At 64.1% G+C, this 13,896-nt stretch carries 11 protein-coding genes; 4 read left to right on the forward strand and 7 right to left on the reverse strand.

Going from position 1 to position 13,896, the window contains the following annotated elements; genetic code table 11:
* Positions 1-43: 43 nt before the first annotated feature.
* The 6 genes from pgmG to ACO054_RS02970 form a co-directional block, all read right to left on the reverse strand.
* Positions 44-1,423 (reverse strand): phosphoglucomutase/phosphomannomutase PgmG, encoded by a 1,380-nt coding sequence (gene pgmG / locus ACO054_RS02945; RefSeq protein WP_421708954.1) that lies wholly within the window; start codon positions 1,421-1,423, stop codon positions 44-46.
* Positions 1,420-2,826, reverse strand: coding sequence for a UDP-glucose dehydrogenase family protein (locus ACO054_RS02950; protein ID WP_421708955.1), 1,407 nt, complete (start codon positions 2,824-2,826; stop codon positions 1,420-1,422). The genes pgmG and ACO054_RS02950 overlap by 4 nt, the downstream gene beginning before the upstream one ends.
* 65 nt (positions 2,827-2,891) lie before the next feature.
* On the reverse strand, positions 2,892-3,761 hold the full coding sequence (galU, locus tag ACO054_RS02955; RefSeq protein ID WP_421708956.1) for a UTP--glucose-1-phosphate uridylyltransferase GalU: 870 nt from the start codon (positions 3,759-3,761) through the stop codon (positions 2,892-2,894).
* A gap of 94 nt (positions 3,762-3,855) precedes the next feature.
* Positions 3,856-4,620 carry a DnaJ domain-containing protein gene (locus ACO054_RS02960; protein ID WP_421708957.1) on the reverse strand — a complete coding sequence of 255 codons (765 nt, stop codon included), beginning with the start codon at positions 4,618-4,620 and terminating at the stop codon, positions 3,856-3,858.
* Positions 4,621-4,639: 19 nt separating this feature from the next.
* On the reverse strand, positions 4,640-5,353 hold the full coding sequence (locus ACO054_RS02965) for a VWA domain-containing protein (RefSeq protein WP_421708958.1): 714 nt from the start codon (positions 5,351-5,353) through the stop codon (positions 4,640-4,642).
* Between the two features lie 91 nt (positions 5,354-5,444).
* Positions 5,445-6,302: a division plane positioning ATPase MipZ gene (locus tag ACO054_RS02970; protein WP_421708959.1), complete on the reverse strand. Its 858-nt coding sequence runs from the start codon at positions 6,300-6,302 to the stop codon at positions 5,445-5,447.
* A 404-nt stretch (positions 6,303-6,706) separates the two neighbouring features.
* On the opposite strand from ACO054_RS02970, the gene ACO054_RS02975 reads away from it, so the two are divergent.
* From ACO054_RS02975 to ACO054_RS02990, 4 genes are all read left to right on the forward strand, one after another.
* A complete protein-coding gene (locus tag ACO054_RS02975) occupies positions 6,707-7,243 on the forward strand; it encodes a phasin family protein (RefSeq protein WP_421708960.1) in 537 nt (178 codons plus the stop codon).
* Between the two features lie 344 nt (positions 7,244-7,587).
* On the forward strand, positions 7,588-7,923 hold the full coding sequence (gene clpS / locus ACO054_RS02980) for an ATP-dependent Clp protease adapter ClpS (RefSeq protein WP_421708961.1): 336 nt from the start codon (positions 7,588-7,590) through the stop codon (positions 7,921-7,923).
* An 8-nt stretch (positions 7,924-7,931) separates the two neighbouring features.
* Positions 7,932-10,283, forward strand: coding sequence for an ATP-dependent Clp protease ATP-binding subunit ClpA (clpA, locus tag ACO054_RS02985; protein WP_421708962.1), 2,352 nt, complete (start codon positions 7,932-7,934; stop codon positions 10,281-10,283).
* A gap of 39 nt (positions 10,284-10,322) precedes the next feature.
* Positions 10,323-11,441 carry a CaiB/BaiF CoA transferase family protein gene (locus ACO054_RS02990; protein ID WP_421708963.1) on the forward strand — a complete coding sequence of 373 codons (1,119 nt, stop codon included), beginning with the start codon at positions 10,323-10,325 and terminating at the stop codon, positions 11,439-11,441.
* 212 nt (positions 11,442-11,653) lie between these two features.
* Here the strand turns inward: ACO054_RS02990 and ACO054_RS02995 are convergent, their stop codons facing one another.
* On the reverse strand, positions 11,654-13,456 hold the full coding sequence (locus ACO054_RS02995; RefSeq protein ID WP_421710324.1) for a ribonucleoside-diphosphate reductase subunit alpha: 1,803 nt from the start codon (positions 13,454-13,456) through the stop codon (positions 11,654-11,656).
* Positions 13,457-13,896 lie beyond the last annotated feature (440 nt).

Consider the following 13,896-nt stretch of genomic DNA (forward strand, 5'->3'; position numbering starts at 1 on the left):
ACGCAATCGGCACGGCGATCAAATCATCCTGTCGCAGACGTCGTTAGAACTCGGGAGGTTCCAGCCCGGACTGGCGGAGCTGCTCGCCGAGCAGAAGTTTGAGCCGCTGTAAGCCGGTATCGCTGGGAGCTTCGCAACGGGCCACCAGGACGTCTTGAGTGTTGGAGGCCCTCAGAAGCCACCAGCCGTCACCGTCGCGGACGCGTACGCCGTCGACGTCGATGACCTCGGCGCCGCTCTGCTTCACCCGTTCCGCAACTTCTTGGACGATATCGAACTTCCGGGTTTCCTCGACGGGGAACCGAATTTCCGGCGTGTTGGTGAGCTGCGGGAGAGAGTCCCGGAAGGCGGCGAGGCTGTCGCCGTAGGTCTCCAGGGCGTTCAACACGCGTACGGCGCCGTAGAGCGCATCGTCATAGCCGTAGAAGTGATCGGCGAAGAAGAGGTGGGCGCTCATCTCCCCGGCGAAGGGGGAGCCCGTCTCCTTCATCTTGGCTTTGATCAGCGAGTGCCCGGTTTTCCACATCAGGGGCTGTCCGCCGAGCTCGGCAATGCCGTCGAAGAGCATCTGGCTGGCCTTGACGTCGGCGATGATGGTGGCGCCCGGATGTGCCTTGAGCACGTCGCGCGCCAGCAGAAGCATCAGTTGATCGCCCCAGAGAATACGACCTTCGCCGTCGACCGCGCCGATACGGTCGCCGTCGCCGTCGAAGGCGAAGCCGAGATCGCAGCCTTGAGTGCGCACGGTCTCGATGAGCTGCTCCAGGTTTTCCGCCACTGTCGGATCGGGATGATGGGCCGGAAAGGTACCGTCGATCTCTGCATTTAGAAGGATATGCTCACCCGGAAGGCGCTTGGTCAGGGCGACCATCGCCTCTCCCGCTGCGCCGTTGCCGCCGTCCCAAGCGACCTTGAGATTCCCTGCGCCTTTGAAGTCTCTCAGCAGGCGGTCGATGTAGGCCGGCATCAATTCGACCTGCTCCTCGCGACCTTGACCCTCGACGAAACGCCCCTCTGCGGCGCGTTGGCCGAGCGCCTGAATTTGAGAACCGAAGACGCTGCCGGACGCCAGCATCATCTTGAAGCCGTTGTAGTCCGAGGGGTTGTGAGAGCCGGTGACCATGATGCCGCCGTCGGCCGGCAGCTCGCAGACCGCATAGTAGAGAAGGGGCGTGGGGCCGAGCCCGACGCGCAGTACCTGCATGCCGGTGGAAACCAGTCCTTCGACCAGCGCGGCTTCCAACTCCGGCGACGACAGCCGGCCATCGTATCCGACGGCGACGCGGCTGCCTCCATCCTCCGCCACCTGCGAGCCGAAGGCGCGGCCCAAGGCTACCGCGTCGGCGGCCGCGAGAGTCTGCCCGAATATGCCCCGGATGTCGTACTCGCGCAGAAGGGTCGGGTTGAAACTGTGGGCCGTCATGCTGCGCTGACTCCGCTCGCTGTCTTCGCTTTGGTTTCGGCAGGCTGCCCGCGTCCGATACCGGAGTATTTGAAACCGGCTTGTTTGAGTCTGTCTGGGTCGTAAACGTTTCGCAGGTCGACGAGGGCTGGCTGTGTCATGAGCGCCTTGAGGCGGTCGAGGTCGAGGTTGCGGAAGGCGTTCCACTCGGTGAGCAGGACCAGGCAGTCGGCGCCTTCTGCAGTTTCGTAGGGGTCGGCGCACCAGGCGACGTCATCGAGCAGCTTCTTGGCCTCGCTCATGCCCTCGGGGTCGTAGGCGCGGATGCTGGCGCCGGCGGCCTGCAGGCGCGGGACGATGGCCAGGGCGGGGGCCTCGCGCATGTCGTCGGTGTTGGGCTTGAAGGTCAGGCCGAGTAGGCCGACGGTCTTGCCGGACAGCGCGCCGGTTTGGTTGGGGCCGGCGGCCTCGGCGTCGCCGAGGAAAGCGACCACCCGCTCGGCCATGGCGGCCTTGCGGGCCTCGTTGACCTCGACGGTGGTCTCGACGATGCGCAGCGGCGCCTCGGCCTCCTGGGCGGTGCGCACCAGGGCCAGGGTGTCCTTGGGGAAGCAGGAGCCGCCGTAGCCGGGGCCGGCATGCAGGAACTTGGCGCCGATCCGGCCGTCCAGCCCGATGCCGCGGGCCACCTGCTGCACGTCGCCGCCGACCTGCTCGCAGAGGTCGGCGATCTCGTTGATGAAGGTGATCTTGACCGCCAGGAAGGCGTTGGCGGCGTACTTGATCAACTCGGCCGTCTCCAGGCGGGTGGAGACGATCGGCGTTTCGTTCAGGTAGAGCGGCCGGTAGAGCGCCTTGAGGCAGTCCCGCGCCACCTCGCTCTCGGCCCCGATCACCACCCGGTCGGGGCGCATGAAGTCCTCGATGGCCGAGCCCTCGCGCAGGAACTCGGGGTTGGAGGCCACGTCGTAGTCGCGGCCCAGCGCCAGGTCGGGGCGGGTTCGTGCCAGCACCTCGGCGACCCGCCGGCCGGTGCCGACCGGCACGGTCGACTTGGTCACGATACAGGTGAAGCCGGCGCCGGCGGCCGGCAGGGCGCGGGCCACCTCCTCGGCGGCGGCGAAGACGAAGGAGAGGTCGGCATGGCCGTCGCCGCGCCGCGAGGGGGTGCCGACCGCGATGAAGACGGCGTCTGCGCCCTCGACCGCGGCGGCCAGGTCGGTGGTGAAGGACAGCCGGCCGGCGCCGACGTTCTGGGCCACCAGGTCCTCCAGGCCGGGCTCGTAGATCGGGATCTCACCGCCCTGCAGCCGCGCGATCTTCTCCACGTCCTTGTCGACGCAGACCACCTGCGTGCCGAACTCCGAAAAGCAGGCCCCCGACACCAAACCGACGTAGCCTGTCCCGATCATCGCTACGCGCATGACCTAACCCCTTTCATAACTTGCCCGCTGCGGCCCGACCCGCAGTAGAGCACAAGCGTTGCAGCTTAGCCGTAGCGCTTCAGCATCTCGCGCATGGCATCGCCCAGATCGCTGCGGTCGAGGGCGAAGGCCAGTGTCGCCTCCAGAAAGCCCTCCTTGCTGCCGCAGTCGAAACGCGTACCCTCGAACCGCAAACCATGGAAGCCGACATCGGCAATCGTCGCGGCTATTGCGTCGGTCAGTTGAATCTCGCCGCCGGCGCCCGCCGTATGCTTGTCCAGTTCGTGAAACACCTCGGGCTGCAGCACGTAGCGGCCGATCACCGACAGGGTAGAGGGCGCGACGTCCGGCTCGGGTTTCTCGACGAGACCTTGTGCCCGCGCCAGTTTTCCGTCGTCCTCCACCACGTCCAAGACACCGTAGCGCCGCGTATGCTCGCGCGGCACGTCCATCACCGCGACGACGTTGCCGCCGACCTCATTATAGATCTCGATCATCTGGGCGAGGCAGGGCTCTTCGGCCTTTACGAGGTCGTCGGCCAGCAGCACCGCGAAGGGTTCGTCGCCGACCAGATTTCGGGCGCACCAGACGGCATGGCCAAGACCGAGCGGTTCCTGCTGGCGGGTATAGGCGATGGTGCCGGCCTTCATGCGCGAGCGCTCGGCAATCGCGAGCTGTTCCGTCTTTCCGCGCTCCCTGAGCGTCTCCATCAGCTCGAAGGAGAAGTCGAAGTGATCCTCGATGGCCTGCTTGCCGCGGCCTGTCACAAAAATGAATTCCTCGATGCCCGCGGCTTTCGCCTCTTCAACCGCGTATTCGATCAGTGGCTTGTCCACGATCGGTAGCATTTCTTTCGGCATTGCTTTGGTTGCGGGCAGAAATCGGGTGCCGAGACCGGCCACCGGGAAGATCGCCTTACGGATACGTTTGCGCATGGGATGTCCTATGGTTGCGGCGCGCGAGGTTGTGCCACAGCGCTACTAGGCAAGCAACTGGAGGTCCCGGCGAGAAAAAAGCGACGCGGTTGTCTCAGGAACGCCTCAGAAGTAAATCCTTGGCTTGATTGATCTTGGCGGCGAGGTAGTTGGAGCCGCCGCTGTCCGGATGGAACTGGCGCATCAGCTTGCGGTGGGCCGCGCGAATGTCGTGCTCGCCGGCGCCGGGTCTCAGGCCTAGAATCTCGTAAGCTTCTTCCAGGGTCATGCTGTCGCCCTTCGCGCCGCGGCGACCGGCTTTATCCGTGCGCTCGCTTTCGCCGGTCGCTCCGGCGCCGTCGGACGCGGTTTCATCGGGCCCGAGCCCGGCCGCTTCGCGCCAACTGGCGCCATGTACGCGGTCGAGCCAGGCTTCGAGGACTTGTACGGACTGCTCGTCTTCGGCGCGACAGGTTCGCCAAAGCTCAAGCAGGTCGATCTCGCTCAACTCCTCCAACCGTCGGCCGCGCTGTGGGCCCTCGCGTACCGTGCCGTCCATGGCGCCGCTATCGTGATCCAGCGTCATTCGCAGAAAGCGGGTCTCAACGGTCGAGGTCTGGCCCGGACGAGGCCCGGTCATGGTCTTCAGTCGATTGAGGATACCGCGCGCGTTGAGCAACAGCGGCAGTAGCAACGGCGCCAGCAGAAAGGCGAGCGTCCGGGCACCGCCGAGCACGAGAAAAAGCAGAAAGGCGGCACCGGCCGTTAGGGCGCCGTAGCGCATGACCTTGATGACGTCGGACGGCGGTGCCGAGGCGAACCAACGCGCGAGCAGCAGCAGGCCGCCCAGCACCAGAAGGCCGAAGATCAGATATGCCATGGCCGGCCGTCCAGGCTCCCTAACGAACCTGACTGGTCAGCAGACGCGTGACGCCGCCGCGTTTGGTCGAGAAGTCGGCCAGCGCCTTGTGCCCTCCTGCGGCATAGACGGCGACGGCGGACAGCAGGTCGCGCAGTTGCTGCGCCGCCGAGGCATCGAACGCGCAGCAGGCACCGCCGGACAGCCGGGCGACCTGTTCGAAAACGTTGCGGACCAATGGATCTCCACCCTCATGAAACAGAAAGCAGGGCAGACCGAGCAAACCCAACTCGCCGGCCAGATGCCCAAGTTCGTCGACATCTTCCTCCATGGCGTCGCCTACGAAAACCAGGGCGTTGACCTTGCGTTTCTTGGTTTCGGCCAAGCCGTGTTTCAAAACCTTACGGATCTGGGTCCTGCCGGCCAGACAGGTCACGCCGGTCATGGCCCGCAACAGCGCATCGGCTTCCGAGTACCACTTGGAAGCCTTGCACTCGCCGTAGCCGCGGTAGAACACCAACTGGATATCCAGGCCGCCCAGTGCCTGCGTTTCGCGAAACATATCGGCCTGGAGGTGCATCGCCCGGTCCCAGGCCGGTTGCCGGCTGGCTGTGGCATCGAGCGCGAAGACGAGGCGCCCGCGCCCGCCTGCGCCGGGCTGCGCGGGCTGGATCGCCCGGACCTTCTTCAGGAAGGCATCGACCTCCGCGTCCTTGGCATCGCTCTTGCTCGGCAGCCGATCGTCGCTGCTCATCGCGTCATTCCGGGGCTTGCCACGCAGTCGGTGAGTCTTGGCATGACGATAAGATAAGCCGTCGACCGCGATGCCTCCAGTGGTGGGGGCGTCAGGCGTGCGACTCTTCGGGGATGTCGAGCCCGATCGCGGCGAGAAGGGCGCGCACTTCCTGGCGAGCGGCAAGGTGGCTCATGGTCAGGTCGGCGCCCGACTGACGTAGATCCAGCAGCGTGAGGCCTTGGGGAAACAGCTGGCGAAAGACGACGCGCTCGCCGAAGCCCGGTGCCAGTCGGAAGCCGATCCGCTTTGCGAGCTGTGCCAGCAGGCGTGCGATATCCCTCTTGTTGCGGGCATCCAAGTGGGCAAGCCGGTTGCGTAGCACCACCCAGTCGATTGGGCGGCCGCCCTGACGAGCCCGATCCTGACGCTGCTCCCAGACCATCTGGCTGTAGACGCTGGGCCCTAGGATCTTTCGGCCTTCGGGATCGATCCGCGCCAAAAGATCGAGATCGATGAAACTGTCGTTCATCGGACTGATCAGGACGTCGGCCAATGTATGACCGAGACGGGAGAGGCGGCTGTCGCTGCCGGGCGTGTCGATCACCAGCATATCGCAGTCGGACAAGCCTTCCAGCGCGTCCGACAGCTTCGTGCGCTCCTCTTCCTCGGCTTCTGCGCGGGTCGGCGCGTCGCTGCGCATCACCTGGCGTAGTTCGGGCAACGGTAAGGGCAGACCCTCGTTTTCGGAGAAGACCCGGCGATTCTCGACGTAGCGGCTGAGCGTGCCTTGGCGCGCATCCAGGTCGATCACGCCGACCGAACGGCCCTGACGCAGCAGCGCGACAACGAGATGCATCGCCGTTGTCGATTTGCCCGAACCGCCTTTTTCGTTGCCGAGCACAAGGATGCGGGGCGTTTTGGCGGTTCCCGCCACCGCAAGGCTCGGGTTCGGAATCTGCTGGTTCACGGTGGTCCTGGCCTCCTGCCGCAGACGTGTCCGACGCCCGTGTCCATAGTTCCTCTCGGACGGCCGGTCACGCCTTTATCACTGCCTAGGACCGGGGTTCGAGTCGCGCCAACCCGGGTCGGGTACTATGCTATGCTGCATCTGCGAGCTTGGTCGTGGCCCATCGTATTCCAGCTGTTGGCTGGCCTTGCCTGTGGCGGATCTAGCTCTTTTGTGCGGCGCACAAAAATGCCCTTGACTCAGCATAACGTTTCACTACATTGGCCTATGTTGCACTGCAGCAAAACCAGTGAGGCAGGCAACCGTTGGAGTTACAGAGGGCCGCCCCGCTTGGCCTTCTTGACCGCTCACGAATTTTGAGATGCGTCACGACGCCGCCAACCCTTAGGAGGAGGACCCTAACTTTGGCTCAGACTAAGAAGACACAGACCGCCAACGAGATGACCGCGCCGATCGAGGCTGCCGTCAACGCTGGCAAGGAAACCGTCGAGGCTTTCGTCAAGGCTGGTACCGACGCTGCGAGCCAGCAGTACGAGCAGGCCATGACCTCGACCAAGGAACAGGTCGAGAAGGCCTCCACCATCATGTTCAAGAGCTACGACGAGTTCTCGAGCCTGAACAAGGGCAACATGGACGCCTTCATGAAGTCCGGCACCATCGTGGCCAAGGGCTTCGAGAGCCTCTCAAAGGAGATGATGGGCTTCGCTCAGGAAGCTATGGAAGCCAACATGGCCGCTGCGAAGCAGGTCTTCGGCGCCAAGAACCTGCATGAGATGATGGACCTGCAGAGCAACTTGGCCCGCACCAACTTCGACAAGGTGATGGCCGAGAGCGCCAAGCTGGCCGAGTTGTCGGCCAAGGTTGCCAACGAGGCCGTCGAGCCGCTGCAGGCTTGCATGCAGGCGACCTTCGAAAAGGCGTCCAAGCCGATCGCCGCCTAAAGCGCGGTCGTGTTTGCGGGAAGCGTCTCAGCTTCCGGTTAAGTCGATCCGTTCCACGGACGACGTGACGTTGGATAGATGTAGAGGCCCGGTGCAGTGTGCGCCGGGTCTCTGCTTTTTAGACTGCTAAGCCGGCGCGTTGAACCTGGCCGTCGCACCCCCTTCCCGCCGCCGGAGGGCGGCCCTATCTCTTCACTTGTGGGGCCCGATCAGGTTTTGGCAAAGGGCCCTTTTCGGCCGCCTTGGTTTCCCACTATTCTTGAGGGCAGGGGCTGGCGAACGAGGCTCCTCAGCCCGGCGCAGACGCGACGGCCATCGAAAGATCAAACCCGACCGACATGCGCATGAGTGACGACGATCGAAAAGGGACCGGTGACGGAGGCGGCTCCGGCACCGGCGTAGTGGTCAAGACCCGGGCGAAGACCAAAAAGCCGTCCATGTACAAGGTCTTGATGCTGAATGACGACTACACGCCCATGGAGTTCGTCGTTCATGTCTTGGGGCGTTTTTTTGGCAAGAGTCAGGAAGAAGCGACTCAGATTATGCTGCATGTTCACCGTCGGGGCGTCGGCGTCTGCGGTGTGTACACTTACGAAGTTGCAGAAACGAAGGTGACACAAGTCATCGACTTTGCGCGCAAGCACGAACATCCTTTGCAGTGCACTCTCGAAAAGGAGTAGGCCGCTCGATGCTCTCTGCGAACCTGGAACAGACCCTCCACCGGGCCTTGGCCTATGCGAACGAACGGCGGCACGAGTACGCGACGCTCGAGCATCTGCTGATGGCCCTGACGGAGGACCAGGACGCGATCGCGGTCCTGCGCGCCTGCGGCGTTTCTCTCGAGGAGGTGCGCGCCGATCTCTCGGAGTATATCGATAACCAGCTCACCAATCTGATCAACGCGCATGTCGGCGATGCAAAGCCGACAGCCGCTTTCCAGCGCGTCCTGCAGCGCGCGGCCATCCATGTTCAGAACTCCGGTCGCGAGGAAGTGACGGGCGCCAACGTGCTGGTCGCCATCTTCAGCGAGCGCGAATCCTATGCGGTCTACTTCCTGCAGGAGCAGGAGATGACCCGGCTGGACGCCGTCAACTACATCAGCCACGGAATTGCGAAGGTGCCCGGCCAGGAAGAGAGCCGACCCGTCCAGGGCGCCGAGGAAGAGCAGAGCGAGAAGGTGGTGAAGAAGGGTCGCGAGGCGCTGGACGCCTACTGCGTCGATCTGAACGCCAAGGCCAAGGGGGGTAAGATCGACCCCTTGATCGGACGGGCGCACGAGATCGAGCGGACCATTCAGGTTCTCTGCCGCCGGACCAAGAACAATCCGCTCTACGTTGGCGATCCCGGCGTCGGCAAGACAGCGATTGCCGAGGGATTGGCCCGGCGTATCGTCGAGGAGCAGGTGCCGGACGTTCTGAAAGGCGCGACGATTTTCGCGCTCGACATGGGCGCCTTGCTGGCCGGGACGCGCTACCGGGGCGATTTCGAGGAACGCCTCAAGGCGGTCATGACCGAACTCGAACAGCAGGACCACGCGGTTCTCTTCATCGACGAGATCCATACGGTGATCGGCGCCGGCGCTACCTCGGGCGGCGCGATGGATGCCTCAAACCTCTTGAAGCCAGCGCTGCAGTCCGGCGCGCTGCGCTGCATCGGTTCGACGACCTACAAGGAATACCGCAACTACTTCGAGAAGGATCGGGCGCTGGTCCGCCGCTTCCAGAAGATCGACGTCAACGAGCCCAGCATCGAGGACGCGGTCAAGATCCTGCGCGGCCTCAAGCCCTATTACGAAGAACACCACGGCGTGCGCTACACTGCGGACGCGCTGCGAACCGCGGTCGAACTCTCTTCCCGCTACATCGGCGACCGCAAGCTCCCGGACAAGGCGATCGACGTGATCGACGAGGTCGGGGCGGCCCAGGCGCTCAAGCCGGAGTCGAAGCGCCGCAAGACCATCGGCGTGAAAGAAGTCGAGGCGGTGGTCGCCAAGATTGCCCGGATTCCCCCGAAGTCGGTCAGCCGGGACGACAAGGCCGCGCTCCAGACGCTCGAGCGCGATCTCAAGACCATGGTGTTCGGTCAGGATCAGGCGATTACCGCCCTGTCCAGCGCGATCAAGCTGGCGCGCGCGGGTCTTCGCGAAGTGGACAAGCCGATCGGCTGTTACCTCTTCTCCGGTCCGACGGGCGTCGGCAAGACCGAGGTCGCACGGCAGTTGTCGCGCACGCTCGGCGTCGAACTGCATCGCTTCGACATGTCCGAATACATGGAGCGCCATACCGTCAGTCGCCTGATCGGCGCACCGCCGGGTTACGTCGGGTTCGATCAGGGCGGCCTCCTGACCGACGCCGTCGATCAGCATCCGCACTGCGTGCTGTTGCTCGACGAGATCGAGAAGGCCCATCCCGATCTCTTCAACATCCTCCTACAGGTGATGGACTACGGTAAGCTGACAGATCACAACGGCAAGACCGTCGACTTCCGCAACGTCATTCTGATCATGACGACCAACGCCGGTGCGGCGGATATGGCCAAGCCGGCCGTCGGCTTCCTGCGGGAGCAGCGCGAAGGTGAGGACAGCGAAGCGATCGAGCGCATGTTCACGCCGGAGTTCCGCAATCGCCTCGACGCGATCATCCCCTTCAGCGCCCTCAAGCCGGAGACGGTCGCGCTAGTGGTCGAGAAGTTTGTTCTGCAGCTGGAGGCCCAGCTTGCCGACCGCCACGTGACCATCGAGCTTTCGGAGTCCGCACGGGCTTGGCTGGCCGAAAAAGGGTACGAACCGCTCTACGGAGCCCGTCCTTTGGGGCGTCTGATCCAGGAATACGTCAAGAAGCCCTTGGCGGAAGAGCTGTTGTTCGGCCGGCTGGCGGATGGCGGCCTGGTCTCGGTCGATCTGGACAAGGAGGGCGGCAAGCTGACCTTCCGCTATCCTGAAGCCGGCAAACCTAAGCCTAAGGGCAAGAAGGGCGGCGGGTCCGGTGGCGGTTCGGGCGGACGTCGCGCTAAGCCCAAGATGCCCGAGCTGGTCGAGTAGGACAGCAGGTCCGAAAGCTCTTTCTTACATGTACCGCCGATGACATTCGATCTGCTGGCCGGTCTGCGTGTGGTGGACCTGAGTCAGTGGCTCCCCGGACCTTTTGCCGGTCAGATCCTCAGTGATCTGGGGGCGCAGGTGGTGAAGGTCGAACCGCCGGCCGGCGATCCCCTGCGCCGACTGGGGCCCCGCGACCCCGACGGCCTCTCCGCCTGGTACAAGCAGATCAATGCCGGCAAGACGGTGTTGTGCCTGGACCTCAAAGCGCGCCATGGACAGGACGCCTTCTCCGAGTTGCTGAGCGGGACGGATATCCTGCTGGAGTCCTATCGGCCCGGGACCCTGGAGAAGCTGGGGTTCGACGCGCGGCGTCTGACCGATCTCAACCGCCGGCTGATTCACTGTGCCTTGTCCGGTTACGGACAGTCCGGACCCCTGCGTCTGGCCGGTGGGCACGACATCAACTACATGGCGCTGGGCGGCGGGCTCGCCAGTTCCGGACTGCCCCAGGAAAGCGTCGCGGCCTATCCGCCGACGGCCGATCACGCCAGCGCCTTGCAGTCCGTTGTCTCCATTCTGGCCGCCGTGATCCGCCGCGAACGGACCGGGCAGGGGGCGCAGCTCGACATCAGCCTGATGGAGTCGGTTCTAGCCTGGCAGGCCTTGCCATTCACCTCGGCTTTGCGCGGTGATGCAGAGGCCTTGGTGCGCGGTGAAGGGCTGCTGAACGGTGGCGCAGCCTTCTATCGTCTCTATCGGACGGCTGATGCGCGGTTCGTCTCTCTCGGGGCGATCGAACCGAAATTCTGGGATGCCTTCTGCCGCGCGGTGGGACGGGACGATTGGACGGGGCGTCAGGCCGAACCCCTGCCGCAGACTGAGTTAATCGCCGAGGTTGCGGCACTCTTTGCCACGCGCGCCCAGGCCGACTGGTCGACGCTGCTGGCGGACATCGACTGTTGCTTCATGCCCGTTCTGGAGCCGAGCGAAGTGCTGGCCCACCCGCACGTCCGGGCGCGTGGCCTTGCGCGGACTGTCGAAGGGCCGAATGTCGAGATCGCTTTCGGTGGCCTCGTCGACGGACAAGCGCAACAGTCGCGTACGCCGCTGAGGGAGCTCGACGTCGATCAGATCTTGACCGAGTGGGCTGAGGCTTAGCGTCTGGACGGCAAGCTTTGGAGTGGAGGGCGGCGCTTCAACGAGACGGAAGCCCATGAAACTCGTCAGCAGATGACGACACCTGGATCTCCTACACCTAACCTGTAGGCGGCATAACGAAAAACCGAGGCACACTCGAAAGCCTGCCTCGGTTTCTCATTGGCGATACGAGGCAGGGACTGCCTCTCGCCGCCTTTCTCACCACCCGGCCATTACTGGCAGGCGAGGCACTCCTCGTAGTCGATCCGTTCGGCGAGAACGGGTTGCTCGCTGCCGTTAACCTTCCCGACCAGCGGAATGCTGGACAGGGCTTTCTCGCTGCTCTGATGGCTCTCGGCGCGCAGCACCGAGCGGGAGCGGCAGTAGTAAAGCGATTTCACGCCGCGTTTCCAGGCCAGCAGATGGATCTGGTGCAGGTCGCGCTTATGCACGTCGGCCGCCAGGAACAGGTTGAGCGACTGGGCTTGGCAGACCGAAGGGCTGCGGTCGGCCGCATGTTCGATCAGCCAGCGCTGGTCCAGTTCGAAGGCCGTCTTGAAGACGTCCTTCTCATGGTCGTCCAGGAAATCCAGGTGCTGCACCGACCCTTCGTTGACGGTGATGGACGACCAGACCTCGTCGCTGTTCTCGCCCTTCTCCTCCAGCAGCGCCTCCAGATGGCGGTTGCGCACGTGGAACGAGCCCGAGAGCGTTTTGTGAGTGTAGGCGTTGCCGACGAAGGGCTCGATGCCGGGTGAGGCGCCGCCGCAGATGATCGAGATCGAGGCCGTCGGCGCGATCGCAAGCTTATGGCTGAAACGCTCCTGGATGCCGTGCTCGGCGGCATCGGGGCAGGCGCCCCGCTCCTCGGCCAGCTTCCGCGAGGCGGCATCCGCCTGAGCCCGAACTTGCTTGAAGATGCGCAGGTTCCAGGACTTGGCGACAGCGGACTCGAAGGGCACGCGATGCTTCTGCAAGAGCGAATGGAAGCCCATGACACCCAGGCCGATGGAGCGCTCACGCATGGCCGAGTAGCGGGCGCGGGCCATGGAATCCGGCGCGCGGTCGATGAAGTCCTGCAGCACGTTGTCGAGAAAACGCAGGACGTCCTCGACCAGACCGGGCTCGTCTTTCCACTGATCGTAGGTCTCGAGATTCAGGGACGAGAGACAGCAGACGGCGGTGCGGTCTTCGCCCAGGTGATCGCGCCCGGTCGGCAGCGTGATCTCGCTGCAGAGGTTGGACATCTTGACCTTCAGGCCCGACAGCTTGTGGTGTTCTGGCTGCGCGTCGGCCACATGGTCGCCGTAGATGATGTAGGGCTCGCCCGTTTCGACTCGGGCGGTCAGGATACGGATCCACAGGTCTCGCGCCTTGACTGTGCGCTGGATCGTGCCGTCCTTCGGGCTCTTGAGCGCCCAGAGCTCGTCCTCCACGACGGCGCGCATGAAGTCGTTGGTGATCACGATGCCGTGGTGGAGATTCAACGCCTTTCGGTTGGGGTCGCCACCGGTCGGTCGGCGCAGTTCGATGAACTCTTCGATCTCGGGATGGTCGACCTGCAAATAGCAGGCGGCTGAGCCGCGCCGCAGGGACCCCTGGCTGATCGCCAGGGTCAGGCTGTCCATCACCCGAATGAAGGGAATGACGCCGCTGGTCTTGCCGACGCCGCCGACGGTTTCGCCGATGGAGCGCAAGTTGCCCCAGAAGCTGCCGATGCCGCCGCCCTTGGCCGCCAGCCAGACGTTCTCGTTCCAGAGTCCGACGATGCCACCCAGACTGTCTTGCGCTTCGTTGAGGAAGCAGGAGATCGGCAGGCCTCGTTCGGTCCCGCCATTCGACAGGACCGGCGTCGCCGGCATGAACCAAAGCCGCGATATGGCGTCGTAAAGGCGCTGGGCATGCGCGGAGTCGTCAGCGAAGTGTGCTGCCACCCGAGCGAAGAGATCCTGATAGGACTCGCCGGGCATCAGATAGCGGTCGGTCAGGGTCGCCTTGCCGAAGTCGGTCAGCAGCGCGTCGCGGCTGCGGTCCATCTGAACCCGGACGCCGCGTTCGTTCTGGAAGCTGTCGCGGATCTGGTCGCCGCTGTCGAGCAGGGCCTCGCCTGCTAGCTGGGCGTTATCCGCTTTGGCGGTTTCCGTCTCGGCCATGGCGGGTTCTGTCGCGGTGGCGTCGGCCTGGCCGGAGGAAACGCTGCGCGCTTCGTCCACAAGCTTTTCCAGCCCCTGGGAAGCCGAGCCGGCACCCGTTTCCGCCTTGAAAACCGCAGATCCGTCCATGTCGAAAGCGCTCCCTGTCCCCGAAGTCGTTGGGCTGTGGAAAACCGATACTGTGCACAAGATTTAGGGCTCACCCCCGCCCATAACGCTAAATCTAGCTGATGTGACGGAGCGGTGTCATCCAAAAAGTACGGGGAGAGGGAGGCTTCGGAACAGACAGTCGGAAAGCGGGTGCAGGCTACGCGAGACGCCGC

The organism is Algihabitans sp., from assembly GCF_965226985.1.
Lineage (GTDB): Bacteria > Pseudomonadota > Alphaproteobacteria > Kiloniellales > DSM-21159 > Algihabitans.

What these genes read in the sequence shown, in the direction of transcription:
- pgmG (WP_421708954.1), bottom strand. Translation starts at nt 1,423, where the DNA reads ATGACGGCCCACAGTTTCAACCCGACCCTTCTGCGCGAGTACGACATC.
- galU (WP_421708956.1), bottom strand. Translation starts at nt 3,761, where the DNA reads ATGCGCAAACGTATCCGTAAGGCGATCTTCCCGGTGGCCGGTCTCGGC.
- ACO054_RS02995 (WP_421710324.1), bottom strand. Translation starts at nt 13,456, where the DNA reads ATGGACCGCAGCCGCGACGCGCTGCTGACCGACTTCGGCAAGGCGACC.
- clpA (WP_421708962.1), top strand. Translation starts at nt 7,932, where the DNA reads ATGCTCTCTGCGAACCTGGAACAGACCCTCCACCGGGCCTTGGCCTAT.
- clpS (WP_421708961.1), top strand. Translation starts at nt 7,588, where the DNA reads ATGAGTGACGACGATCGAAAAGGGACCGGTGACGGAGGCGGCTCCGGC.
- ACO054_RS02965 (WP_421708958.1), bottom strand. Translation starts at nt 5,353, where the DNA reads ATGAGCAGCGACGATCGGCTGCCGAGCAAGAGCGATGCCAAGGACGCG.
- ACO054_RS02990 (WP_421708963.1), top strand. Translation starts at nt 10,323, where the DNA reads ATGACATTCGATCTGCTGGCCGGTCTGCGTGTGGTGGACCTGAGTCAG.
- ACO054_RS02960 (WP_421708957.1), bottom strand. Translation starts at nt 4,620, where the DNA reads ATGGCATATCTGATCTTCGGCCTTCTGGTGCTGGGCGGCCTGCTGCTG.
- ACO054_RS02950 (WP_421708955.1), bottom strand. Translation starts at nt 2,826, where the DNA reads ATGCGCGTAGCGATGATCGGGACAGGCTACGTCGGTTTGGTGTCGGGG.